Origin of the sequence: Paenibacillus sp. LK1 (assembly GCF_002750415.1) — a bacterium.
Classification (GTDB): domain Bacteria; phylum Bacillota; class Bacilli; order Paenibacillales; family Paenibacillaceae; genus Paenibacillus; species Paenibacillus taichungensis.
This window is the reverse complement of sequence record NZ_PEII01000021.1, coordinates 40888-67140: the sequence shown is the minus strand read 5'-3', so window position 1 is coordinate 67140 and position 26253 is coordinate 40888. Positions and strand designations below refer to the sequence as shown.

The following is a 26253-nucleotide window of genomic DNA, read 5'->3' as shown; positions in this document are numbered from 1 at the left end:
GATAAGCTCATTTTGAAACTGACGATTCATTATGAATCAAAAGTTACTATCCATTTGTTCAGTTTTCAAGGAACTTGTTGTCCGTTTGTGTTATTGCTTGTCAACCGGACAGGAATCTTATCTTATCATGTTGACTAACTAACTGTCAACTCTTTTTTTTCGTCAGCGTTCAAAGCGTTTCGACAATCATTAGCTTGAGGCGACAAGAAATAATATATCATGATCTAATTTATTTAGCAAGCACTTTTTAATAAGCTTTATATAAATACTTTATAATCCACAATCCCTCTAGCTAAGGAACTCTCAACTACATCAATCGACAGATTATATGAATGCAGCAGGATCACTCTATTTACATACAGATACTTCGGGTTACTGAATAAATGAATTCTATTTACTAAAACAGATGGGCGCATCTACTTTTGAACAAATAGTAATAGATAACCATTTAGAGGATACTTTTATATAAGAAGTGTCATCCCCTACACTTTTGATGCAAGTGATCCAAACGCTCTATAATAAGGTATATATAATATAGAATAAGGAATGAATAGGATACTCCCGTACAAGGAGGCGCTGACACAATACTCAATAATACTAAATTCAGAACCCGCTCTCTAATCACAATCGGCTTCATTTATATCGAAGATGCTCTGATGAATAACCTATATGGGGTGAACGCATATGAAGCAATGGCTGAAGAACATTCGAAAGGGTTATGGTAAAAAGCTCGTTTCCATTCATGCCTGGAATGCCTGGATTGTGGTCATCCTCGCGGTATCAGGCCTTATGTTGGTCGGTGGTTTCTGGCGTGAGTTACTCGGGATCGGACGTGTATGGTTAAAGTGGCTACATATTGTCGTCGGGATAGCTATGCTGGCTCCTGTGGTATATTACTTACTTTTGGCCGGAAAGCACTGGAAACAAATTCGTAATCGGCCTTGGCAGAGAGCAAATACAATCGTTGTTCTTGCACTGCTGGTAGGGTGGCTGTTGTCAGGAGTTGTGTTATGGCAGTTCAAGCTCGCTGGGCCGAGATGGTCGAATGCCGCGCTTCTTGTACATGATTTGCTGACTTGGGTGGGCCTGCCTTATATTATCTACCACTCTATCACGCGAACGAGATGGTTAAAAGACCCTGCACGCCGTGCAGTAAAAGCAACGACAGTTGTAGCAGAGGGTAGAAATATCCTGCATTCAACTGATGCTCCTGATGAAAATACGTCGCCAGCAGCGGTCGTTTCTACCGAATCTATACGTACCATTAAGGAGAGTCCTCTCCATCAAACAGAGAAACCTCAACCCGTATATACACGGCGGGCATTTATTCGGTCTGCTGTAGGAGTGGGGCTAGCTGTGACTTTGGGGCCTACTTTTATATCATGGGTTGGACGAAACCTCAAACTAGACAACAGTATTGATAGCATGCTGGAGAACAATCCCAATCACATGGTGCCCTTACCACAAGCACTGCCAGCTTCCTCACCTCCCGTCGGAGGCGGGGCCGAAGGTCATTTTCGCGTATACACGGTAACACCGATACCTTCCTTTTCCAATGCAAACTGGTCATTCCGGATTGATGGGCTTGTTGAACGCGCACAGGTATGGAACTGGGAGCAATTTGTGAAGCTTGCTCGTACCGTTCAGGTCAGTGACTTTCACTGCGTAACAGGCTGGTCTGTTTATAAGAACACCTGGGAAGGCATATCTCTTAAGCAACTATTGACCCAAGCCGGAGTAAAACCCGAAGCACACAGCGTCAAATTCTACTCAGGAGACGGTGTATATACAGATGCGATAACGATGGATCAGGCACAGATGGAGGATATAATGGTAGCTGTCATGCATGATGGGAAACCGATTCCAGCAGATCTGGGCGGTCCGGTACGATTGGTCATTCCCCAGATGTATGCCTATAAGTCCGTCAAGTGGCTGAATCGTATTGAACTGATCGACAGCGAACATATCGGCTACTGGGAAGAACGAGGATACGACAAGGATGCATGGCTTACTGGTGCTTCTCAGGCGCGTTCCTGATTGGAGTTACTGCCGATATAGTTGAATTCAAATAAATGTGCAAACCAAAGACCCCCGTTCCACTTATGCGTGGTACAGGGGTCTTTAAGTTATCTATTGCTTATTCGAGATACGCTGCGATTTAATCAAAGCCTACTCACATTCAGAATCTATCCCTCTTGATTCAAAAGACGTACAAGTTCATCCTCATCCTCAATAGTAGGAATGCCGAGATCATGAGCTTTAGTCAGTTTAGAACCTGCCTTCTCTCCGGCAATAACGAGGTCTGTCTTTTTGGAGACACTGCCCGTTACCTTCGCTCCAAGTGCTTCCAGTCGTTGTGTTGCCTCTTCCCGCGTGAGTTGATGCAGTGTTCCAGTCAGCACGACCGTTTTGCCACTGAAGAAGGAATCTTCCACAATCGCTGCTGGTGCCTCAGGCGCCTGGGCTTTCACGCCCAAATTCAGCATCTTCTCTATAGCTGCCTGTGTGAACGGGTCTGCAAAGAAAGTCACAATGCTCTCAGCTACAATGCCGCCAACATCGGGTAGTTCAACGAGTTCCTCTGCCGTTGCATTCATAATGGCATGCAGGTCGCGGTAATGTTCAGCCAGCATACGTGTAGTCGATTTACCTGTATTCGGAATACCCAGTGAATATAGGAACGAAGCGAGGTCACGATCCTTACTCTGCTCCAGGGCAGCAATAAGGTTGTTCGCTTTCTTTTCACCAAACCGCTCCAGCTTCACCAAATCATCGAATTGCAATGTATACAGGTCAGCGGGCTCACGCACGTTCAATTCATCGTACAGCTGAATCGCCGTTTTTTCGCTGAATGTCTCGATGTCCATTGCATCACGGGAAGCAAAATGAGAAATCCGGGCCACCGTCTGCGGTTTGCACGCCAGCTTGTTGTTACAGAACAAATGCGCTCCACGCTGTTCCAGCGGGAATCCACATGCCGGACATTGCTCAGGGAACACGATTTCCTCGCCATCACTCTCTTCAGTCACTTTACCCAGGATCTCAGGAATGACATCATTGGAACGACGGATAAAGACACGTGTACCCAAGGCAAACTTCAAATTTTTCCGCTCAATGTCACCCACGTTATTCAATGTACAGTTCTGTACCGTTACCCCAGCTAGCTCAACCGGTTCAACTCGAGCAAGTGGAGTCACTTTGCCGGTACGGCCCACATTCCAGACAACAGAGTTCAGAACGGTCGTGGTCTCTTCCGCCTCGAACTTGTACGCTACCGCCCAACGAGGGAATTTATCCGTATAACCCAATGCCTCACGGGTGCGCATGTCTGTGATTTTAATAACAGCTCCATCGATCAGGTAGTCCAGTTGACCACGACTTTCTTGTATCGCAGCTAATTGCTCCATCACATCATCAAACTCATGGAAATATGTAATGGATGGATTGACTTTGAATCGATTCTCACGGAGAAAATCCATCATCTCCTGATGGTTGGCAAACTGAATATCATCCGAATAACCTACATTATAGAAATAGGCGTTCAACCGCCGCTCTGCGGTAGTCTTCGGGTTCAAGTTGCGCAGCGCTCCTGCTGCTGCATTCCGGGCATTTTTGAGCGGCTCTGCTGCTGTTTCATTATAACGATTCAATACAGACAGGTTCATGATGCCTTCACCCTGGACTTCAATCGTGCCGCCTGTATAAGGGATTTTGAGGGGAACCGACTTAATCGTTCTAACTTGAGCCAAGATGCCCTCGCCTACGGTTCCGTTTCCACGCGTAGAGGCTTGAACTAACTCACCGTTTGTATACGTTAGATTAAGGGTCAAACCGTCAAACTTCAGTTCGATTACATAGCCAGGTTCGGGCAACGGATTATCTGGATTTTTGGTGTTGAAGTCATTGACCAGCTTGAGCACACGAGTATTCCAGTTTCGCAGCTGCTCTATATTCTGGGCTTTGTCCAAGCTCCACAATGAGGATAAATGGCGATGTGGTGTAAACCCTTTGAGCAGTTCACCACCCACACGCTGTGTCGGAGAATCAGGCAAAACCATGCCACTCTCCTGTTCCAGCGTAACCAGTTCGTCGTACAGAAGATCATACTCCTTATCACTGATCTGCGGCTGATCCATCGTGTAGTACTGATAATTATGCTGGTTCAGCTCGGTAACGAGTTGCTCCATCCGGTGCATCGGGTCCATACAGGGCCATCCCTCCGTTATTATAATTTGGATCTATGTAGAACGAACGTTAGAGCAAGCTCTACATTCGTTCATGAATATCTATTCCACTTTGGTAATGGGAGCAAAGCCTGCAAGCAGACGTTTTAGGCCAACCGGGGCCGGGAATGCGATCTGAAGCTCTGTGTCATTACCTGTGCCTTTCACCCCAACAATGGTACCAGTTCCCCATTTGCCGTGTTGTACTTTATCTCCGGCTTTGAAACCATCAGAACCAGCTCCGGCAGCGACCGGTTTAGATGCTGACGACGGGGCAGGCGTGCTGGATGTGCTGGACGACGTACTCATGGTAACCCGTGAGGACGTAACTGACGAAGCGGAAGAACCGCTTTGGCTCTGACGATCAAACAACTTGCTTGCTCCACCAAAGTTACTCCCTCCACTGGCACCAAGTCCACGGCCACCGTATGATCCACCTGCGCTGCTACCACGACGGTAGCGGTCACGAGCGATGGAGGTATCTTCTTTTAGCTCATCCGGAATTTCATCCAGGAAGCGTGATGGCGGGTTCGCCGTTGTGCGTCCGAACAAGGTCCGCATTTGCGCGCAAGACAGGAAGAGTTGTTCTTCCGCACGCGTAATGCCCACATAAGCCAGTCTGCGTTCTTCCTCCAGCTCCTCGTTATCCATAAAGGCCCGGCTGTGCGGGAAAACTCCTTCCTCCATACCAACGATAAAGACGACAGGGAATTCTAGACCTTTGGCACTGTGCATCGTCATCAGGGTAACTGCATCACTCTGATCCTCTTCATCATCGTTCATGCTGTCGATATCCGCAATCAGTGCGAGATCGGTGAGGAACGAAACGAGTGTTTTGTCTTCATTATTTTTCTCAAATTCCATGGTAACGGACAGGAACTCATCAATGTTCTCGAGCCGTGCACGGGATTCGAGTGTGTTTTCATTTTGCATCTCAAGCCGGTACTGGCTCATTTCGAGAATCTTCTCGGTCAATTCGGTCACAGACAGATACTCTACCATCTGATGCAGCGCGGCGATCATGTCATAGAACTCCACCAGCGCATTCCGCGTTCGACCGGCAAAACCAAGATCATCCACGACCTGAAGCACACGGTATATTGAAATCCCCCGTTCTCCTGCCGCAGCTGCCAGCTTCGCGACCGTTGTATCACCAATGCTGCGTTTTGGTACATTAATAATCCGGGTAAGGCTGATGTCATCATCAGGGTTGGAAAGCAGGCGCAGATACGCCAGAATGTCCTTAATCTCTTTACGATCATAGAACTTGATGCCGCCAACGATCTGATATGGAATATCAGACTTGATCAGAATTTCCTCTATAACCCGGGACTGGGCATTGGTACGGTACAAAATAGCATGGTTTTGATAGGATTTGCCATTCTTCACATTTTTACTAATCTCGGAAGTTACAAAATACCCCTCATCATGTTCGGAATCCGCACGATACACCTTGATCTTTGAGCCACCCTCTTTGTCCGTCCACAGTTTCTTCGGTTTGCGCCCAGTGTTCAGGCCGATTACCTCATTGGCTGCATTCAGGATATTCGAAGTGGAACGATAGTTCTGCTCGAGCAAAATCGTATTGGCTTCAGGGTAGTCTTTCTCAAAATTCAGGATGTTGCTAATATCCGCTCCACGCCAGCGATAGATTGATTGGTCACTATCCCCTACGACGCAAATGCGGTGATGACTATCAGCGAGCATACGGCACAGCATATACTGCGCACGGTTGGTATCCTGGTACTCATCCACGTGAATGTACTGGAATTTCTTTTGGTAAAAGTCGAGAACTTCCGGTACCTCTTTGAAAAGTTGAATGGTCGCCATGATGAGATCGTCAAAATCGAGCGAGTTGTTTGCACGGAGCCGTTTCTGGTACATCTTATATACCTTCGCCACAATGCCTTCAAAATAGTCAGCAGCCTGCTTCTCATATTGCTCCGGACTGATCAATTCATTCTTCGCGGTGCTCATCATCGATTGAACGGCTTTTGGTTCAAATTTCTTTGTGTCGATGTTCTGGTCTTTCATACAACTACGAATGACAGATAATTGATCAGATGAATCCAAAATGCTGAAATTGGAGGTGAAGCCGATGCGTTCAATATCACGGCGCAGAATACGCACACACATGGAGTGGAACGTTGATACCCAGATGTCACGACCCTGAGAGCCGCCAACCAGTTGGGAGACCCGGTCTTGCATCTCGCGTGCTGCTTTGTTCGTAAACGTAATAGCCAAAATGCCCCACGGGGGTGCTTTTCGTGTTGCAATAAGATAGGCAATCCGGTGGGTGAGCACCCGGGTCTTACCACTGCCCGCTCCGGCCATTATCAGTAGCGGTCCATCCGTCGCCTCGACGGCTTGCCGTTGGGGGGTGTTAAGCCGTGCAACGGCATCATGTATATTTACAGGTTGCATGCATGCATGCTCCTTTCATTGGTTGAAATATAAAGTCTAATTCAGAGGTTACACTAGGACTCCGATTGCAGAACCGTCCTTCGATCGCTGTTATCCCCAGATTTTTTTGATTCCCTTCTCCAAAGGGAAAATCCGGTGATAAAGGCGAACACTTCGTTTCTCCAGATCGATTCCGCCTTCTCCGTTTTAGTATAAAAGATAATTAATCCTTATAAAAACTGTTCTATAATAGCAAAGCCAAAGTTCTATTTTAACAGATCAAGAGGGGAAATTGGGGGAATGGTAAACTAAACCGATTAAACGGATTGTTTCACAGCTTGGATCGTCTCCAACGCCTTGTTCAAATCACTGTAAACAATGTTGCCAACCACTACGGTGTCTGCGACCTGTGCAGCTTGTCCAGCTTTCTCCGGACTATCAATCCCGCCGCCATAGATGAGATGCGCCTTGTTGAGTTGTCTGTGTGTCTCTCCAACCAGCTCCATATCTCCAAACGTTCCGCTGTACTCCATGTATACGATAGGCAGGTTAAGCAGACGTTCCGCAGCCTGGGCGTAAGCAACCGCAGCATCCGTCGTTAATTCCGTATCCGCTCCGGTCATTCTGGCAACAGTGGAGTCGGCATTAAGAACAATATAGCCTTCTGCAATAAGCAGATCCCATGGGATCAGGTAACCATAACGCTCGATGGCTTGCTGGTGCTGTCCGATCATCCATTTGCTATCCGTTGCATTCAGCACCATCGGAATCAGATATCCGTCAAAACCAGGCACAACTGCCTCCAGCTCGGATACTTCAAGCACACAGGGCAGCTCGTAGCGACGTACTCTGGACATCAGGTCCACCGTATTGTCATAGGTAATTCCCGAAGACCCACCAACAATAATGGCATCGGTTCCCGACATGCAGATCAGGTCGAGTGCTTCATCCGTTATTTCCCGGTCCGGGTCTAGCTTAAATACATGTCTCCACTGCTTAATCATGTCTATCAACGAACATTCCTCCAGAGGTTCTTCTGCATCCTAAAAAGCTTGTAAACTAAGTCTAAGTCAGCAGGGAGTGAGTGTCAATGTTCGTATAAAAAGGGGAACAAAAAATCACAGACTTTTCCCTGGAATTGCAGGAGAAGCCTGTAATTTTAGATGGTAGGGATGTGATGCTACAGAATTTAAGCCAGCGCCTGGCGCCAGTTCGAACATCAATATCTTGAGTAGGGTTGGATCTAAAGTCTAAAGTAGGACACTGCATCCTTTGAATCAACATTTAATACTCAAGGCTTCCAGGCAAAACGTGTGTTCATCTCATCCAGTTCCTGCTCGGTCAATACATCCGAATACACGCCGTACACGCCCCATTTCTCATAGTTCGCTACCTGGTCAGTGTCATTAATGGTATGCACGTAGGTGACGGCTCCAGCCTGCTTCAGCTTGGCAACGAAATTCTGGTTTACTTTATATTCCGGCATGGTTACGGCATCGATGTCATTCTTTTGTACAAAATCAACCACCTGGGCTTCAGTATCCTGCGTAGCGTAAAGTGTATAGATAATAGAAGGAAACGCGTAGATTTCTTTCACGGTTTCGAGCATCGGCTCGTTATAGATCTGTACTACAACCCGATTAAGGATTGAAGGGTCATGTTTCTTGGCTGCGTCCACGAGTGATTTTAGCACCTGCTGAATATCCTCGTCCTTCTGTTCCTTGGTATCGGTCACGATATACATATCCGGGTACTTGGCCAATACATCCATAATGCCATCGGCATCCATCGGTTGGTACATGCCCAGAATGGGCGTATTCATGAATTCATCATGTGTCAGCGCCCCAGCCTGTTTGTCCTCGGGTAACTCCTCGTCCTGTCCCAGCATTTTACTCATATTGGCGGTCCATTCATGTCTGGCTACTGCTTTACGGTCCGAGGTCAGCATAAAGTCAATCTCAAACACACGTGTGCCCTTCTCATAATTGGCAATCATCGCCTCATAGGCGTTGGTGTAGCGCTGCTCACGGATACTGCCCATTGCATGAGCAATCAGTCGATAGGCCGTAAACCCATCGTGCTGCTCCTCGCTCTGACTGTCATAGGCAAAAAAGAGTGTGCCCACGGTTACGATGAGTAGTGTAATGACGGCGGCAATTCGTTTCATATGGCGTTCACATCCTTATCAGGGTGGTAGGAAAGAAAAAGAGTATGATTATCATGATATGACGAAGCATGTACGGTTTTTCCTTTTTGATAGCTAACTACCCTGATTGGAGAGGTGTAAAACAAAAAGCCGCCCGAAGGCGGCTGTAAAATCTAGGGATGCAGTATTTCGGATGGATAAGAATCACGATCTATTCGGCTTGTTGTTCACTCAATTCATTCAGAAATGCGATTAAAGCTTCTCGCCAAGCTCTCATGGGTGGCAGACCGTTTGTACGAATAGCAAGATGATCCATTACGGAATATTGAGGTCGAGGAGCAGGACGTGGGAATTGCCCGGTGGTACAAGGCTCGAGAACAGCACTCGGTTTGAATCCGGATTGCTTAGCTGCTTCTTCTGCAATGGCCTGTGCAAATTCATACCAGGTGCATGTTCCAGAATTAGAGGCATGGTAGATACCATATTTTTCAGTTAATGAAAGGTTACTCACGAGTCTGGCTAAATCCACAGTATATGTGGGCGACCCTTGTTGATCATGAACCACCTGAAGTCGGGGACGCTTCTCCAGAAGTTCCAACATGGTTTTGACAAAATTACTGCCATGTACTCCAAACACCCAAGATGTTCGTATAATAAACCATCGCGTGCAGAGACTCTCGACCAATCTCTCTCCGGCAAGCTTTGACTTGCCATACACGGTCTGCGGGTTCGTCAAATCAAATTCCTGATAAGGTCTCGTTGCGGTGCCATCAAATACATAATCGGTACTAATATAGATCAGCTTGGCTTTCACTTTCTCTGCAGCAACAGCTATATTTCTAGTGCCTGTTACATTGACTGTGTACGCCATATTCTCATCTGTCTCGGCCTTATCAACGGCTGTATAGGCAGCACAATGAACGATGATGTGAGGCTGAAAAGCGTTAATGGTTTCTCTGCATTGCTGTTGGTCGGTAATGTCCAATTGATCCCTGTCACAGGCCATGACATCATGACCACCAGCTTGAAATGTCTTTACAACATCGTATCCGAGCTGTCCCGCAGCCCCTGTCACCATCACTCTATATTTCATTCTGTAGAATCACCCATTCGATCGCCGTATTGAAGTTTTACATAATCTTGATACGTACCTGATTGAATTCGTGTCCACCATTCCTGATGATTCAGATACCACTGGATGGTTTCCTTAATCCCTGTCTCAAAATTGTGCACGGGCTTCCAGCCAAGTTCAGTATGCAATTTGGTCGGGTCAATCCCATAACGTCGGTCGTGCCCCAATCGATCCTGTACATATTGAATCAAACTTGCAGGTTTGCCTAGTTGTTCTAGAATCTTTTCAACAATATATATATTAGTACGTTCGTTATTTCCTCCGATGTTATATACCTCTCCAATCTTGCCATTATGAATGACCAAATCGATAGCACTACAGTGATCTTCTACATAAAGCCAATCACGAATATTAAGCCCATCGCCATAGACAGGAATAGCCTCATCATTTAATGCACGAGATATAATAAGCGGTATAAGCTTTTCTGGAAATTGGAAAGGTCCATAATTGTTCGAACAACGTGTAATGTTTACAGGCAAACCAAAGGTTTCATGATACGCTCTTACAAGCAAATCCCCACCCGCTTTACTGGCAGAGTAAGGACTGTTCGGCATCAAAGGTGTCTCTTCTGTAAACAAACCTGTTGGACCAAGTGAGCCATATACTTCATCCGTAGACACCTGAACATATTTGGTAACCTGATATTTCTTCGCGGCATCCAGCAACACCTGAGTTCCGAGTACATTGGTGCGCACAAAAATATCCGGGGACAGAATGCTGCGATCCACATGAGACTCAGCCGCAAAATTGACGATTACATCGATCCCTTGGGAAATAATTTGTTCCATTTGCTGAACGTCAGTGATATCCGCTCGGATAAACGTATATTGAGAATTCGATTCTACGGATTGCAAATTCTCAAGGTTGCCCGCATACGTTAAGGAATCCACGTTAACAATTTCATAATCAGGATGCTCACGAAGCATATACATCACAAAGTTGCTGCCAATAAATCCAGCCCCTCCAGTAACGAGCAGTTTCATGTTATCTCTCTCCTTCTGCCCCCAGATACTGTACGATCCGAGAAGCTTGTTTTAGTTAGCCAAAATTCAGTTCCGCCCCTTGAAGTAAAGGGTGCTTCTGGTCTTTCTCGGAGAGAATGGGATTCGACACAGGCCAATCAATTCCGAGCGCTGGATCGTTCCACAATATACCCCGGTCATGTTCAGGCGAATAGTATGCGTCCACCTTATATGTCACCTGTGTATGTGGCACCAGTGTACAGAACCCATGAGCGAAACCTTGAGGGACAAGCAACTGCCGCTGATTATACTCACTGAGAATGACACTTTTCCACTGTCCGAAGGTTGGTGAAGTGGTACGAATATCTACAATAACATCATAGATGGCTCCAGATATAACTCTGACCAACTTGGTCTGTGCTCTGGGCTGAAGCTGGTAATGAAGTCCGCGAAGAACTCCAGCTTCTGCGGACAGGGATTGATTGTCCTGCACGAATACATGATGTATACCATTTTCATTCAGAACACGCTCATTATAACTTTCCATGAAATATCCCCGATGATCGCCATAAACCTTAGGTTCCAATATAGCTGCGCCATTCATAAACAGCGGAATCACCTTCATGTTATCCCTCCGTTATTGCTATTAACAGCATTTCTTCATATTAATCTATGTATATGTAAGGCATCGGGCAAGTGATCGTTCATTGGCCTGGTTAAATCACGATATTTCAATACGTTGTTCCATAAAATAATTAAAACCCAGCCGGTGTCTAACTTTCGGCTGGGCTTAATCATAGCGATTTCTCTATTTGTTCTGTACTATCTGCTCCAAATACTTCAACAAATCATCTCTAAGATCCGGGCGCTGAAGCGCATAATGAATCGTGGTTTTAATAAAACCAAGTTTCTCCCCAACATCATGACGTAGGCCATCAAAGTGATAGGCGAGAATCTGTCGTTGGTCATTCAGACGGGACAAAGCATCCGTTAACTGGATTTCTCCGCCCACGCCAGCAGACTGCTGACCAAGGATATCGAAGATATCCGGCGTTAGAATATAACGCCCCATAATAGCCAGATTGGAAGGTGATTCTTCCGTCTTCGGTTTCTCGATCAAACGACGCGCGCGGTATACACGATCTTCGGTGCGAGATACCAATTCCCCATCCACAATCCCGTAACGAGACACTTCGCTCCAATCAACAGGCTGCACACCTACGATTGGAGATTGCAATTCATCATAGACTTCGATCATCTGCTGTAGACAAGGATGTCTGGACTCCACGATGTCATCTCCTAGCAGGACAGCAAATGGTTCATTTCCGATAAACTTGCGGGCACACCAGATGGCGTGTCCCAGACCCTTTGGTTCCTTTTGACGGATATAATGGATGTCTGCCATCTCGGAGGGTTTGCGAACTTCATTCAGCAGATCCCATTTCTTTTTACCAGCAAGATTCTGCTCCAGTTCGAATGAATAGTCAAAATGATCCTCGATGGCCCGTTTACCTTTACCTGTTACGATAATGATATCCTCAATGCCTGAAGCCACGGCTTCTTCAATAATGTACTGGATCGTTGGTTTATCAACGATTGGTAACATTTCCTTGGGCATCGCCTTCGTGGCAGGAAGAAACCGGGTACCGAGCCCGGCCGCTGGAATGATTGCTTTGCGAATACGCATGCTGAGCCCCACTCCTTTTTTTGCTAGAGTCATATTTTAATATATTAAATGATGGTAAACTCCAATGTGATTGGACTTCATTATACCATCAACAACTCCCGGATATCCTGCTCGGATAAGGTAGTCGATCCTCGATCTCCGGGTTCAATGACTTCGGCAATCAAATCTTTTTTGCGCTGCTGCAGTTCCAGAATCTTCTCCTCAATTGTACCTTCCGTAACGAGGCGGATAACCTGTACAACTTGTTTCTGCCCCATACGATGGGCACGTCCGATGGCCTGTTCTTCCACGGCGGGATTCCACCACAAATCATATAAAATAACAGTATCTGCACCCGTTAAATTCAATCCGGTACCGCCAGCTTTCAAGGAGATCAGGAACAGCTCAGCTTCGCCTTCGTTGAATCTGCGGCACATCTCTACCCGACTCTGTGCAGGTGTCTGACCATCCAGGTAGAACAAATCTCTCCCCTGTGCAGCGAGCGTCTGTCGAATTAGATTCAGCATGCTAGCGAACTGGGAGAAGATGAGAATCCGCTTGCCAGCAGCCAGACAATCCTCTACCGTCTCCAGCAGCTGCTCCATTTTCCCGGAATCCCCTTGATAACCCTCCACAAAGAGAGCAGGATGACAGCACAACTGGCGCAGGCGTGTAATACCAGCAAGTATTTTGATCCGGTTCTTCTGAAAACCGTTCTCTTCCATATCCTTGGATGTCTCATCCTGAAGCTGGGATAGATAGGCGGCATACAGTTTCTTCTGTTCGTCCTTCAGCTCGGAGCGCTGTACGGTTTCAATACGATCGGGTAATTCCTCCAGCACGTCTTTCTTAAGACGACGGAGAATAAACGGACGAACCATTCGCGCGATCCGCTCAGGTGGCAGGTCCCGGAATCTGCGATAACTTGGAAACAAGCCCGGGAAAACCGCTTCAAAGATTGACCACAGCTCATCCAATGAATTCTCCACGGGTGTTCCTGTAAGAGCGAAGCGACGTGGTGCCTGAATCTGTTTAACAGCCTGAGCCGTCTGGGAAGAAGAATTTTTGATTGCCTGGGCTTCATCCAAAATAAGCGTATGAAACGTTCTCCCCAGATATGTGTCCAGATCACGCCGCAATAGAGGGTAGGAAGTCACAATAACATCTGCGTCATCCATACCTGCGAGCATACTTGCACGTTCGTCTTTTTGACCCGCTGCAATCAATACTCGCAAATGCGGTGCAAAACGGGCAAATTCATTCGCCCAGTTGTACGTTAATGAAGCTGGTGCAACGACGAGTACTGGAGGATGAGCAGGTTGTTGGGGCAACAATCCGACCTGTACTTCATCTGGGATGTTACTTCCGAAGGTTCCCTCATCGACAGTGTGGCTAGCATCACCTGGATGATTACTATTGTGCTGTTTCGGCTTTTCTTTCAGTTCTGCCGCGATATAGGCGATACTTTGCAGCGTTTTTCCAAGTCCCATATCATCTGCCAGAATGCCGCCAAATCGGTAAAATGCGAGTGTGCGCAGCCACTGGTATCCACTCGCTTGATAATCACGCAACACAGGAGCAAGCTCATCCGGCAGCGCAAAATCCATCCGCTCGGGATCACGAAGATCATCCAGGAAACGTTTCAGGGAACCTCCCCACTTCACATGTCCGGATACCTCGTCCCGGCCCGGAAGCTGTAACGCCCGAACTGCTGGCATCCGAATATGACTGCCCTTGATGTCGCCCGACGCAAGTCCAAGCGAGTCCGCCATGTGTGCGAAGCTGTCCGCTCCTTCATTTTCGAGAGAGACAAACACACCGCTGCGCAAGCGGAAATACGGTTTCTTTTCCACAATGCTGCGCATAATTTCCTGAAGCTCCAGCTCATCTACACCTTCCATCTCGAATGAGATCTCCAGCCAATCCAAGCCTTTGCCCAGATCTGCCCGAACTTTCGGCGGTGTCGGATAGGATTGCACCATGGCCTTCACCGCATTCGGGATATAGATATCTACCTGCTTCTCAAGCTCCGGCAGCAGATGATACATCACATCGTATACCGCATCTTCTCGTTCACTCGCCCATACACTGCCATCCCGTTCCAGGAAAGAGCGATCTAGTCGGTCGATCAGGTTACGCTCCGCATGACGGTCACGTACCAAAATCACCTTTTTCTCTTCCTCATCGATCAAATATTCGGCCAGCGGATTAATTACCATTACATCATAGTCAAACTCCAGACGCGCAGTAATCCGTTCCCGGTAGAAATCGATATACAACTTTGGCGCAAGCTCCGGCTCTGCGATTCGTTCTCTCACCTGGGAGTCGATAGACAGATGTCCAAGTGTTCGCAATTCCGGTACTACATGCTGCACAAATTCATCCACCTGCTGAGCTGAAATATCGATACTTTCCTTGATTCCATAAGATGTGAGCGCTCTGCTCAAATCCTCCAGACTTCGCATCTGCATCGGCTCCAACATATGCAATTGCCCTTCCACCACGGCAGCATCATAGGCTGGAAGAAGAATCAGCTCACGAAATCCGGAGATCTCCAGCTGATATCCTTCATTAGTCCCCTGCGCAATACGGTAAAATAAAGGCAGTGCCCCCTCACCCAAAGTGAGCGGACCATTCGCTAACCCTGTCCCCTCCATCCGGCTATCTGCCTGAAGCAACAAATCCAGTAGAGGCTTCCAAACCAGAGGAGCAATCAATATATCTCTTCCGTCTGAAGCACCCAAGTAACCCGAGATGGATTCGCGGTATGCTTCCTCACTCTGCCTCATTCGAATAAGCATAGACAGGATCGCCTGATCCTGGGGCCGAAAATAGTGCATTGAAGGGTCGTAGAAAAATAGCTTGGTAAACGACATCGGCTCACCATTCTCAATGCAGTTCAGGAATTGCTTCACTTTCTGAACGACATACAGGCGTTTATTTCCGACCTTCAGTTCAAGCGCGAGTTTGGCTCCGCCTTTGTGAACCTGCACAAGCTTGCATATAAATTGGAGCTGCAGTTCCTCCCGTAATAAAGACCGGGTTACAGGCGCAGTGTATTTACGATCATTTGCATGCAAAGGGCTGCGTTCTTTGGCAAACAAGGAAAGAATCTGATCTGCTGTTCGGTAGGAAGGTTTATCTGCTGATCTGCCCCATCCAGGAGCAGAGCTTGGACGACCTGCTTGAGCGAAATGTACGGACGGACGATCCCTATCCGAATGGTCATCAAGCTTGGCATCGGAAGGCAATGGCCCCGCTGCAAAGGTCTGAGCAGATGAAGTTGAATGAGATCCTGCATTCATCACTGAGTCGGTATTTGAAATGGAGTTTGGACGCTCCCACTCATTCTCCTCCACCAGCGTTCCTACTCTGGAAGTGGAGCCACGATCAGATTTAGACACCAGCTTCGAGGAGGTTTGAGAGCCCGTGTCACGCTGTTCTCCCCATTCATGAATCGCCAGCAATACGGCAGCCACATGTTTGCAATAGTCATAATATCTCCCATCGCCCGGACAGCTGCATCCGGCAACAACCTCACCTGCATCATCCAGATCAACCGTTACTTTGTATCGTTCTGTACCTCGAACCACAGCTTCGTAATGACGCTCATCCTCACTGGCAACCAGATTGGTCACCCTGCCAGATTGGTTATACGCTTCTCCCCGTTTGAAAGCCGTGACCCCGCACAGCAATTTGATATCCATCATCGTGAATGGCGCCACGGTTCTTCGCCTCCTATATTTCTCTGACAAACAAAATACCACATACGAATTTAGTATCGGTATAGTTCAAGTCTATTTTATAGAAAAAACCCCAAGAGCTCCGTAAAGCAGAGATTGGGGTTGCAGTATAGTTCAACTTCATGCTTGTTCTGTTTATTTCCGTTTCGATCTATTATTTCACCAGTTGACCACGCGTTACGCCAAGCTGGTTTGTTGCTTTCAGTGTTTTCCACACTTGTGTACCGCTGATCTCTCCACGCAAAGCACGATTGTACAGATCAATAACCTCGCGCACCTGCTCTGGAGTTTCCTCCAGGAATTCAACACGGTAACGGGATACACCCAGATCCATGAAGTTGGTCAGGTATTCAGCACCGGATTGTTCCACTGCATTATACACGGTATTACGGCAGCCTTCGTCCACACGTACCGGGTGAGACATACCGATCCGGTCTTGCAAGGAAGCCCGGTGATCTTCACATGGACGTCCACAGTTCGTAAAGTCCGTTCCTTCACTCATAAACGTACAGTACACACAGTGCTCAGTATGGAACATCGGCAAATGCTGATGAATAACGACTTCCGTCTGACTTGTACGGGAGTGTCCCAGCAAATCAACCATTTGCTGAATGTTCAGGTCATAAGAAGGTGTAATCCAGTCACAACCTGCTTCCAGGAACAGTTCCACTGCTTTGTGATTGGCAATGTTGAGTGAGAAGTCACCGATCAATTCAGGATGCTTCGCATCCGGGTTCTCCATCCGGTGGCGCAAGTAGAAGTACAATGCACCCGTATTACGTACGAGCACAGCATCCGGCTGCAAACGCAGGATGTTGTTGTGATACCCGTTCTCGCCAGGCATATGAATGCGTGGTGTTGCCAACGCAATCTTGCGGCCTGCGGCACGAACAGCTTCCACTGCTGCCGGGAACTGCTTGATAAACTCGAAGTCGGCGTAGATCATGCCGATACCCGCTTCCAGCGCTGCCTCCACTTGGGGCAGGCTGCGGCAGAGCGCGGTCAGCTCCGCATGACCGCGAGCAACTGGCGCTGCCGGTTTAACCGCATCGCCGTAGACTTCCACCGCCCGCTTCACGTAGACGGGCGGTTTAGGCCGCTCGCCCGCGAGTTGTTCCACCGCCTGACGGCGAATGTTATTCAACTCGCGCATCGGGATGATGACGTCACCGTGCAGGTTGACGTCCAGTTCTTCCAGCTGGAACACAGTGCCGCCCAGACGTCCGAATTGCTCTTCGAGCAGTTCGTGCGTCATTGGACGCTTCTGGGCAATATCCAGTTCCATCTCGGAATTCACACGGACTGTCGTGCCCTTCTGCACGTCCGTCCACCATGTGCTAAGCGGCTGCCCTGGGCTGCCGATAACTTTTACGTTTACCGGGAAGATGCGATAAGGCTTCTCGGTTTCAAAGCTCTGACGCAGACGTTTGTCCAGCGCCGGATCATTCGTTTTCCATACTTTGTCGCCAACTTTCACGCGGCGCAGGTCCACATCACTACGGCCTGGTACAACGTCCACGATCCAGCCTTCCTCGGCTTCGCCTTCAAGCTTCACGCCTTTGCGACGTACATCGTAGACACGTCCGCCCTCTTCCTTCTTCGTCGGATCTCCGGCATCGAATACGATTCCGTCTCCACGTTTCACTGGTGCATCGAGCTTCAGGACGACACCATCACGCAATACTTGGTCAACACGACCCAGATAGACGCCACGGCTTTTCGGGAACGTACCGTCAACCAGCTGTTTATTATTCGTTCCGTCCAAGAAACCGTGCGTAAATCCACGAGAGAAGCTCTGCTGCAATTCACGAACTTCTTCCTTACTTGGAGGAGTATTATCTCCATCAAAGTAACGGTCAATCGCTTTGCGGTATTTACTAACCACGTTGGCCACGTATTCCGGCGTTTTGAGACGTCCTTCGATTTTGAAGGAAGTTACGCCTGCTTCGATCAGTTCCGGCATCAAGTCAATCGCAGCCAGATCCTTCGGAGACAGCAGATACGCCACATCGCCCATTGGTTTATGCTCACCATCCACCATCAGGTCGTACGGCAGACGACAAGCCTGTGCACATTCCCCACGGTTGGCGGAGCGTCCACCCCACATTTCAGATGTCAAACATTGCCCAGAATAAGATACACACAACGCACCGTGAACAAATACTTCCATCGGCAACTTCGCCTGTTCTCCGATCTTCTGGATCTGCTTCAGGTTGTTCTCCCGTCCAAGCACGACACGTTCCATATCAAACGGCTTCGTAAACTCCACCGCTTCCGGTGACGTAATCGTCATTTGGGTGGAACCGTGAATCGGGAAATCCGGCGAGATCTCGCGAATCATTTTGACCAGACCCAAATCCTGTACAATTACGGCATCCACACCTGCATCGACACAAGCATCAATCAGTTCTTTGGCATCCGTCAATTCATTTTCAAAAATCAATATATTAAAGGTCAAAAAACCTTTTACGCCATAACTGTGCAAAAACGCCATAATCTCTGGCAGCTCGTCCATACGGAAATTGTTCGCCCGTGCCCGTGCATTAAATTTTTCGACTCCGAAGAAAATCGCATCCGCGCCGTTGGCTACCGCCGAACGCATACAATCCCAGTCACCTGCGGGTGCCAGAAGCTCAACGTCTTCTCTTCGTATTGTTGCTGTTTTCATGTGTATCCTCCCCATAACCGGCATAGCCGGATTTCATCCCTGTACCCTGTACGCTAAATCCTGTACTTAATTCCATACGCCTGCATTATCACTATATCGCTATATCTATACATTATGTCTGTATTGCCTGATTCCCAAGCCTACAGTCATTCTTATTTTTCAGAACAGCAGTCATAACTCCTGAACTAGTATAGTGTACCACTTCTGCAACGACTCTTCTACGCTTTCCTGAAAAAACCGTTTATCATTTTCATTTCCATCTCAATATGAAAAACCGGAAGGTCTCTTGACCCTCCGGCAACACACATCTATTTTATTTCAGTATTTCGCATTATTTGATAAAAGTAAATGAGTTCACGGCTTTTTCCAGCGCCGCTGCCTGGACTTCTGTCTTGTTGGCGTCATTCAGCCCGCTCGTAATGGTATACGTCGTTCCATTCTGTTCAAATACGATCTGACGTCCGGTATACGGCACACCATTGTCCACTTCATGATAGATAAAGGAAAACGCAGGCACACCCGCAAACGTCAACTCCTCACTGCTAAGCAACTTGAAGTTTTTACGCGTTTTGGTTGCTTCCGCATAGGCCTCTCTAAGTTGGCTGACGGTCATTTCAATGGATTTGTCCTCACTTGCGGCAATGGAGAATTGGCCACCTGTGAAGGTATACACGACAGGAGAATACTCAAACCGATCATTGTACGGCGTCCAGTAACGCGGAATATCTACACTGTAATGATAACGTTTGGACGTTCGTGTCACAGCTTTTGTTTTATCCGTCAAATACGGGTCTTCATCCAGCTGTCCGAAATTATCGGATACGGTATCAAAATCAATCTCGACACTCTTCATGATACTCTTAAACCATTCACGATCCTTCGTTTGCTCCTCAGGGAACGTATACTCTGCATAATAGCGATAGCCGTTTTTTTGCAAAAGAACATCAAACTCCGTCTGCCATCCATCGCCAAAGTTATAACGGAACTCATTCACCTCAGCAGTCTCGCCTGATACATCCATCGTATACGAACCTATCGGTTCATAACTTTCCCGCGTGAACGTCTCACGCATCCATTTGTCCAGTTGACCGCTCCACTCTTTGACCGTCGCACCTTTCGGTGCAGATGTAACACGCAGCTGCAGATATGCACCATCTTTGGCTTCGTATATCATCTGTGTGTTGTCCATGGACCAACCTGCTGGAATCTTCAGTTCAATGCCATAATCGTCATTCCAGGTAGAGCGCATACCCTCATCCACGGTTGAAAGATCCTTAATTGTACGATCGGACTGTGCATAAGTAGGCTGGAATGAATTAAGCAGCGCTGCACGTTTGCCCAGATCCTTGTAATTCAGTGCTTCATAATCGGCAAGGTATACGTCATATTGGCGACCATCATGGATATATTGACGCATTTCCCACAATACCCCGTCCGCATCTTTAACTACAATTCGGGCATAAGGGGTTTTCCCTTTGTCAATTGATTCCCGATCGAGCACCGTGTCTCCGCTCTCTTTCGCTTCCTGAACAAGCTGCTGTAACAAATCATCCGAATCCAGATTCACATCCTGGTCACTCACGTACACTTCAAGATAATAACTGCTGTCCTCCGCGCCAAATGTCATCATGCGCTCCTGCTCGCCCGTTTGCAGAATCATGAGGTCGGATGGGTAATTAATGGACCAGCCGTAATAACTGTTACCAATTCTCGTTTTGCCTTCGTCCAGATTAATGCCGCCCTCGTCCTCATCCACCGATTCATCCGTTTGCAATAATCGAATGACCATTTCTCCAGAGCTACTAGGGGCAAGTGTAGCGCCAATCCCCGCGGCTACCGGTCGGAGCGGCACCATGAGCACGCCATTTACCATTTTTGGGGCAGCGCCCATCTCTTTTTTGACTCCATCCACCCAGGCAATCGAACTGCCAATGGTTAAGGTGACAGTATGCGGGCCTTCCTTAACCTTGACCACATCATTCTTCTCCAGTCGGATCTCGCTACCAAAAGCTTTCTTGAATACACCGACAGGAACCATCGTAACCCCTTTGAACTTATATGGTTTGGCGATTGCCTGCTTGCTGCCATTGATATAGGCGCTCGTACTACCCGCTGTGATCCGCAGCTCACTTGATATAAGATCGGATGCCCCCGCAGGCAATGCCGCTCCAATGCTCAGCATCCCGGCTAACATTCCTGTGCTCAGCACACGTAAAAATGATTTTTTCATTCCGTTCATTCGTCCTCTCTGGATCCGGATTGCTCGCCGGGCTTTATTGATCTTCATCTACAGTGAACTGCTCATCTTCATCGTCTTGGAAATCCGCTCGATCAGCAAGGACCACCGTACGAGTGACAATATCGCCGTCCGTTTGCATTAACAGTTTGACCTTCTGACCTGGCACATACGCTTTGAGCAGCTCATTGATATCCACCACAGAGGACACACGTGTGCCTGCCACACTGTATAACACATCTCCCTCTTTGATTTTGGCTTTCTTCGCTTGAGCTGACAGCACACCCGTAATCGTCAAAGGATCATCTGTAGGCAGGCCCACAATCGCTGACCAGCTCTCTTCCAGTTGCAGTCCAAGGCTTGCACGCTTGATTTTTCCGTATTCAAAGAACTGATTGATAATATATTGAACGGTATCTACTGGAATTGAAAATCCCATGCTCTCGATACCCACCGCTGAAAATTTCATAGAGTTAATACCAACAACTTCACCTTTGAGGTTGACCAGCGGTCCGCCGCTGTTGCCCGGATTAATGGCCGTATCTGTTTGAATCAACCGATAGGTGGCCTCCACTCCCCGATTAAGCCCACTGATTACGCCCACTGTCGCCGAGTTACGCAAAGAGAAGGAGATCGGTGTGCCGATGGCAATGACAGTCTCTCCAACGGTTGTTTGGGAAGCTTTGGCGAAGGTCGCCGGTTTAAGAGATTTGGCATTAATTTTAATTAGAGCGATATCGCTTAACGGGTCACTGTATGTTTTGGTGATTTTATATGTATTGCCATCGGTCGTCACGACCAACGGATCGATTAATCCATCAACCACATGGGCGTTCGTCACAATCCAGCCGTTAGAGCGGATGATCACGCCAGTGCCATGAGCCAGGTTATAACGGTCCGATGTGACGCCATCCTGTGATTCAGTAGATTTGCCGATGATGCCTACAACAGACGGAGATACTTTTTCAATTACTTTCGGGACTGCTTCACTGCCCTTATACTGAAACGTTCCAGATTTGGCGTCATATTGGCCAGTTCCTCCCAGCGCTTTGACTAAATCCTTTGAATTAACATATACTTGTCCATCTACCACTTTGGCTTGCATACTTGATGAAGACTCCGCTGCTCCAGCCGTTGCTGCAACACTGATCGAGAGCACAGCAGCCATCAGTATGGCTACACCCTTTTTCCCCAACACTCTCATTCTCTCACCTAACCCTCTCTATATATCCTCCGTTATGCAACCGAAACCATAGGATCCAACACTGAATCTCTTTCTCTATTATCTGCAATACCGGTATCCTCAAATTTAACATACAAATTATTCCTGTACAATCGCTTTAAGACCTAATTTCTATAGAGAAGGCCGTATTATCCACACCACTCTGCAAAACACAAAAAAACACCCTCCTAAATTCCATGGAAAGTGTTTGTCTGTTCTTCTACTTGCTGTTTTCAAATAAGTTCAGCGTTGTCTACGAACCAAACCAACCGGTAATCATGGCATAGTCCGTCAAAAGGAATACAAGCAGACTGACCACTGCAAATCCGATAGCAAACAAATTCTTCTTCGGTGCGCGAAGCAGACGAACCACTCCGATGAAAATCAGGATCGTAAATAAGATGACAAAAATATCAAACGCATTAAAATTTGAAGTACTCGCCGCGGCAGCTTCTGCAAACAGCATGGATAGACAGACCTCCTCACCATAGTTGAACAGCTAAACGCATACCCTAATATCTTCCTCTATGTTATCTGTACCCTGCTTGTAATGCAAGCCCTATCATCCAGAAAAATGAAAAAAATCCAGTTTGGCAGTAGATTGTTGGAATGCTTGCTCTACCGCATATGTAAACACTTTCACCGATTTCATATAAGATTGACACAACGGCAAAATATCAGAAAACCCTTCTTCTCGGAAGAAGAGGACATCGAATCATACATCGATGCGCCTACTTCATGAAAAGAAGGGTTAGATATTTAAAAACAAGCTGTAAACTGGAGCATTTACTCCGTCAATTGCAACGTCTTGCTTCGTTCCGTATCCCGCTCCAATACTGGCTTCAAGTACTTACCTGTATATGAAGCTTCCACTTTAATAATATCCTCTGGCGTACCTGTCGCAACAATGGTTCCGCCACCACTTCCACCTTCTGGACCCAGATCAACGATATAATCGGCTGTTTTGATAACATCCAGGTTATGCTCGATAACCAGTACCGATTCTCCCGAATCCACCAGACGGTGCAGGACGTTCAGCAGACGATCAATATCATCGACATGAAGACCAGTCGTTGGCTCGTCCAGAATATAGATGGTTTTACCCGTACTGCGACGATACAGCTCGGAAGCAAGCTTCACGCGTTGTGCTTCACCACCGGACAACGTTGTTGCAGGCTGCCCCAGGTTAATGTAGCCCAACCCCACGTCGAGTAAGGTTTGCATTTTGCGATGAATTTTCGGAATGTTCTCGAAGAACTGTGTTGCATCCTCTACCGTCATTTCCAGCACATCTGCAATATTTCTATTTTTGTATTTGACTTCAAGGGTTTCGCGATTGTACCGTTTGCCTTTGCAGACCTCACAAGGCACGTAGACATCTGGCAGGAAGTGCATCTCAATTTTGATAATGCCGTCCCCGCGACATGCTTCACAACGACCACCTTTAATATTGAAACTAAATCTGCCTTTTTTGTATCCGCGCACTTTGGCTTCATTGGTCTGTGCAAACAGATCACGGATGTCATCAAAGACGCCTGTATAGGTAGCTGGGTTGGAACGTGGTGTCCGTCCGATTGGAGACTGGTCAATATCAATGACTTTATCGATATGTTCCAGACCGCGAATCTCTTTGTGCTGACCTGGGCGTACTCGTGCGCGGTTCAAATCACGCGCCAGCGTTTTATACAAAATCTCATTAATTAGCGTTGATTTACCCGAGCCGGATACACCCGTTACTGCGGTGAATACACCCACTGGAATTTTTACATTGAGGTTTTTCAGGTTATTTTCCTTCGCTCCACGCACTTCCAGCCAGCGGTCCCCGACACTACGACGTTCCGTACGTACCGGAATAAACTTGCGCCCGCTCAGATATTGACCCGTTAACGAGTTCTCGTCATTCATGATTTCTTCCGGTGTGCCCTGAGACATGATGGTACCACCGTGGATACCTGCCCCAGGACCAATATCGATAATATAATCGGCGGCCATCATCGTATCCTCATCATGTTCAACCACGATCAGTGTGTTACCGATATCCCGCATATGAGCGAGAGTTGAGATCAGACGATCGTTATCCCGTTGATGCAGACCGATACTCGGCTCATCCAGAATATACAGTACACCCATCAGGCTGGAACCAATCTGTGTCGCCAGTCTGATCCGCTGGGCTTCACCACCGGACAACGTTCCTGCAGCACGGCTCAGGGTCAGATAATCTAGTCCTACGTTTACCAGGAAGCCGAGACGGCTGTTGATTTCTTTTAAAATAAGTTTAGCGATTATTTCTTCTTTTTCACTCAATTGCAGCGAGTCGAAGAAACGACCAGCTTCTCCAATGGACAAACTTGTCACATAAGCCATGTTGTGATCGTTAATCGTAACAGCAAGGCTTTCACGTTTCAGTCGCTGACCTTTACATGTTCCACAAGGCTTAGCACTCATATAACCTTCAATGAATTCACGGATACCTTCGGATGCTGTCTCACGGTAACGGCGCTCCAGATTATTCACAATACCCTCAAAGGTAACCAGTGCTTCTTTCCGTTGTCCAAAATCATTCTCGTACCGGAAACGAATTTTCTCCGTACCTGTACCCTGCAACAGCTTGTTCATTTGTTCAGCAGGCAAATCTTCTACAGGTACGTTTTGTGGAATGTTAAAGTGCTCGCATACCGATTTGAGGAACTGCGGATAATAGGTGGATGTGCCACCTGTCCAAGCATCAAACGCACCGTCTTCAATTGTTTTGCTACGATCCGGTACTAACAGGTCCGGGTCAACAATCATTTTGACACCTAATCCATCACAATCCGGGCAGGCGCCAAATGGGCTGTTGAATGAAAACATGCGCGGCGCCAGCTCTTCAATACTGAACCCGCACACCGGGCAGGCAAAGTTGGAACTGAAACGCAGTTCTTCTTCACCCATAATATCTACCAGCAGTTGTCCACCGGACAGATTAAGTGCAGTCTCAATAGAGTCGGCCAAACGTGATTGCACATCTTCCTTGATCACGATCCGGTCAACCACAACTTCAATCGTATGTTTTTTGTTCTTCTCCAATTGAATATCTTCGGACAGATCACGTAACTCTCCGTTCACTCGAACACGGACAAAACCTTGTTTGGAGATATCGGAAAACACACTTTTGTGTTCACCCTTGCGTCCCGAGACAATCGGTGCCAGAATCTGCAACCGGGTCCGTTCAGGATATTGCATTATGCGGTCTACCATTTGTTCAACGGTCTGGGAGCTAATTTCCACGCCATGATCCGGACAATGAGGATGTCCCACACGTGCAAATAACAGACGCAGATAGTCATAGATTTCCGTAACGGTTCCCACAGTAGAACGCGGGTTACGACTTGTCGTTTTCTGATCTATGGAGATAGCCGGGGATAATCCTTCAATGGAATCAACGTCCGGTTTCTCCATCTGCCCCAGAAACTGTCGTGCATAAGCCGATAATGATTCAACGTAACGTCGCTGTCCTTCGGCATATATCGTATCAAAAGCCAGCGAGGACTTGCCTGAGCCACTTAGACCGGTCAATACAACAAAACGGTCACGCGGGATGGTGATATCAATGTTTTTGAGGTTATGCGCTCGCGCGCCTTTGATGACAATGTTCTCGCTCGCCAATGGTATTCATCCTTTCAATGTTGAAATTCCAACCTTTTTTAAAGGCTTTTCGATCCCTCCCAAACCCTCCCTTCCAAGGGAGGCCCCAAAGGGCACAGCCCTCTGGACACCCGAAACAAGCGGTGCAATGGTGAATGGTCGGGTCTTGCTATGTGAAGGTTGTCGTGTGCCCGCAGCTTCGTCCAAGATCCCGGCCGATCGCCGGTC

General features: G+C 47.5%; 15 protein-coding genes. 1 reads left to right on the top strand and 14 read right to left on the bottom strand.

Annotated features, from left to right (window positions below):
* Positions 1–684: 684 nt before the first annotated feature.
* Positions 685–2037 (top strand): molybdopterin-dependent oxidoreductase, encoded by a 1353-nt coding sequence (locus tag CS562_RS30520; RefSeq protein WP_099859240.1) that lies wholly within the window; start codon positions 685–687, stop codon positions 2035–2037.
* 149 nt (positions 2038–2186) lie between these two features.
* Here CS562_RS30520 and ligA read toward each other — a convergent pair whose 3' ends face one another.
* The 14 genes from ligA to uvrA all read right to left on the bottom strand — a co-directional run bounded on the left by ligA (position 2187) and on the right by uvrA (position 26046).
* On the bottom strand, positions 2187–4205 hold the full coding sequence (ligA, locus tag CS562_RS30515) for an NAD-dependent DNA ligase LigA (protein WP_099859239.1): 2019 nt from the start codon (positions 4203–4205) through the stop codon (positions 2187–2189).
* Between the two features lie 81 nt (positions 4206–4286).
* Entirely contained in the window at positions 4287–6647 is a 2361-nt protein-coding gene (gene pcrA / locus CS562_RS30510; RefSeq protein WP_099859238.1) for a DNA helicase PcrA, read from the bottom strand.
* A 296-nt stretch (positions 6648–6943) separates the two neighbouring features.
* Positions 6944–7630: a heptaprenylglyceryl phosphate synthase gene (gene pcrB / locus CS562_RS30505; protein WP_373561773.1), complete on the bottom strand. Its 687-nt coding sequence runs from the start codon at positions 7628–7630 to the stop codon at positions 6944–6946.
* 287 nt (positions 7631–7917) lie between these two features.
* Positions 7918–8793 (bottom strand): phosphatidylinositol-specific phospholipase C/glycerophosphodiester phosphodiesterase family protein, encoded by an 876-nt coding sequence (locus CS562_RS30500; protein ID WP_099859236.1) that lies wholly within the window; start codon positions 8791–8793, stop codon positions 7918–7920.
* A gap of 190 nt (positions 8794–8983) precedes the next feature.
* Positions 8984–9865 (bottom strand): dTDP-4-dehydrorhamnose reductase, encoded by an 882-nt coding sequence (rfbD, locus tag CS562_RS30495; protein ID WP_099859235.1) that lies wholly within the window; start codon positions 9863–9865, stop codon positions 8984–8986.
* Positions 9862–10887 carry a dTDP-glucose 4,6-dehydratase gene (rfbB, locus tag CS562_RS30490; protein ID WP_099859234.1) on the bottom strand — a complete coding sequence of 342 codons (1026 nt, stop codon included), beginning with the start codon at positions 10885–10887 and terminating at the stop codon, positions 9862–9864. The genes rfbD and rfbB overlap by 4 nt, the downstream gene beginning before the upstream one ends.
* A gap of 55 nt (positions 10888–10942) precedes the next feature.
* A complete protein-coding gene (rfbC, locus tag CS562_RS30485) occupies positions 10943–11491 on the bottom strand; it encodes a dTDP-4-dehydrorhamnose 3,5-epimerase (RefSeq protein WP_099859233.1) in 549 nt (182 codons plus the stop codon).
* Positions 11492–11674: 183 nt separating this feature from the next.
* Entirely contained in the window at positions 11675–12553 is an 879-nt protein-coding gene (galU, locus tag CS562_RS30480; RefSeq protein ID WP_099859232.1) for a UTP--glucose-1-phosphate uridylyltransferase GalU, read from the bottom strand.
* An 80-nt stretch (positions 12554–12633) separates the two neighbouring features.
* Positions 12634–16257, bottom strand: coding sequence for a DEAD/DEAH box helicase (locus CS562_RS30475; RefSeq protein ID WP_099859231.1), 3624 nt, complete (start codon positions 16255–16257; stop codon positions 12634–12636).
* A 172-nt stretch (positions 16258–16429) separates the two neighbouring features.
* Positions 16430–18943 carry a U32 family peptidase gene (locus CS562_RS30470; RefSeq protein WP_099859230.1) on the bottom strand — a complete coding sequence of 838 codons (2514 nt, stop codon included), beginning with the start codon at positions 18941–18943 and terminating at the stop codon, positions 16430–16432.
* Positions 18944–19274: 331 nt separating this feature from the next.
* Positions 19275–21173, bottom strand: coding sequence for a stalk domain-containing protein (locus tag CS562_RS30465; protein ID WP_257219655.1), 1899 nt, complete (start codon positions 21171–21173; stop codon positions 19275–19277).
* A 43-nt stretch (positions 21174–21216) separates the two neighbouring features.
* Complete coding sequence (locus tag CS562_RS30460; protein ID WP_257219654.1) at positions 21217–22383, bottom strand: S1C family serine protease; 1167 nt, start codon at positions 22381–22383, stop codon at positions 21217–21219.
* 271 nt (positions 22384–22654) lie between these two features.
* Positions 22655–22867, bottom strand: coding sequence for a hypothetical protein (locus CS562_RS30455; RefSeq protein ID WP_076287653.1), 213 nt, complete (start codon positions 22865–22867; stop codon positions 22655–22657).
* 320 nt (positions 22868–23187) lie between these two features.
* The gene (uvrA, locus tag CS562_RS30450; protein ID WP_076287652.1) at positions 23188–26046 is read right to left on the bottom strand and encodes an excinuclease ABC subunit UvrA; all 2859 of its coding nucleotides are present in this window, start codon (positions 26044–26046) and stop codon (positions 23188–23190) included.
* Between the last annotated feature and the right edge of the window lie 207 nt (positions 26047–26253).

What these genes read in the sequence shown, in the direction of transcription:
- CS562_RS30520 (WP_099859240.1), top strand. Translation starts at nt 685, where the DNA reads ATGAAGCAATGGCTGAAGAACATTCGAAAGGGTTATGGTAAAAAGCTC.
- ligA (WP_099859239.1), bottom strand. Translation starts at nt 4,205, where the DNA reads ATGGACCCGATGCACCGGATGGAGCAACTCGTTACCGAGCTGAACCAG.
- pcrA (WP_099859238.1), bottom strand. Translation starts at nt 6,647, where the DNA reads ATGCAACCTGTAAATATACATGATGCCGTTGCACGGCTTAACACCCCC.
- pcrB (WP_373561773.1), bottom strand. Translation starts at nt 7,630, where the DNA reads ATGATTAAGCAGTGGAGACATGTATTTAAGCTAGACCCGGACCGGGAA.
- CS562_RS30500 (WP_099859236.1), bottom strand. Translation starts at nt 8,793, where the DNA reads ATGAAACGAATTGCCGCCGTCATTACACTACTCATCGTAACCGTGGGC.
- rfbD (WP_099859235.1), bottom strand. Translation starts at nt 9,865, where the DNA reads ATGAAATATAGAGTGATGGTGACAGGGGCTGCGGGACAGCTCGGATAC.
- rfbB (WP_099859234.1), bottom strand. Translation starts at nt 10,887, where the DNA reads ATGAAACTGCTCGTTACTGGAGGGGCTGGATTTATTGGCAGCAACTTT.
- rfbC (WP_099859233.1), bottom strand. Translation starts at nt 11,491, where the DNA reads ATGAAGGTGATTCCGCTGTTTATGAATGGCGCAGCTATATTGGAACCT.
- galU (WP_099859232.1), bottom strand. Translation starts at nt 12,553, where the DNA reads ATGCGTATTCGCAAAGCAATCATTCCAGCGGCCGGGCTCGGTACCCGG.
- CS562_RS30470 (WP_099859230.1), bottom strand. Translation starts at nt 18,943, where the DNA reads ATGAAAACAGCAACAATACGAAGAGAAGACGTTGAGCTTCTGGCACCC.
- CS562_RS30465 (WP_257219655.1), bottom strand. Translation starts at nt 21,173, where the DNA reads ATGAAAAAATCATTTTTACGTGTGCTGAGCACAGGAATGTTAGCCGGG.
- CS562_RS30460 (WP_257219654.1), bottom strand. Translation starts at nt 22,383, where the DNA reads ATGAGAGTGTTGGGGAAAAAGGGTGTAGCCATACTGATGGCTGCTGTG.
- CS562_RS30455 (WP_076287653.1), bottom strand. Translation starts at nt 22,867, where the DNA reads ATGCTGTTTGCAGAAGCTGCCGCGGCGAGTACTTCAAATTTTAATGCG.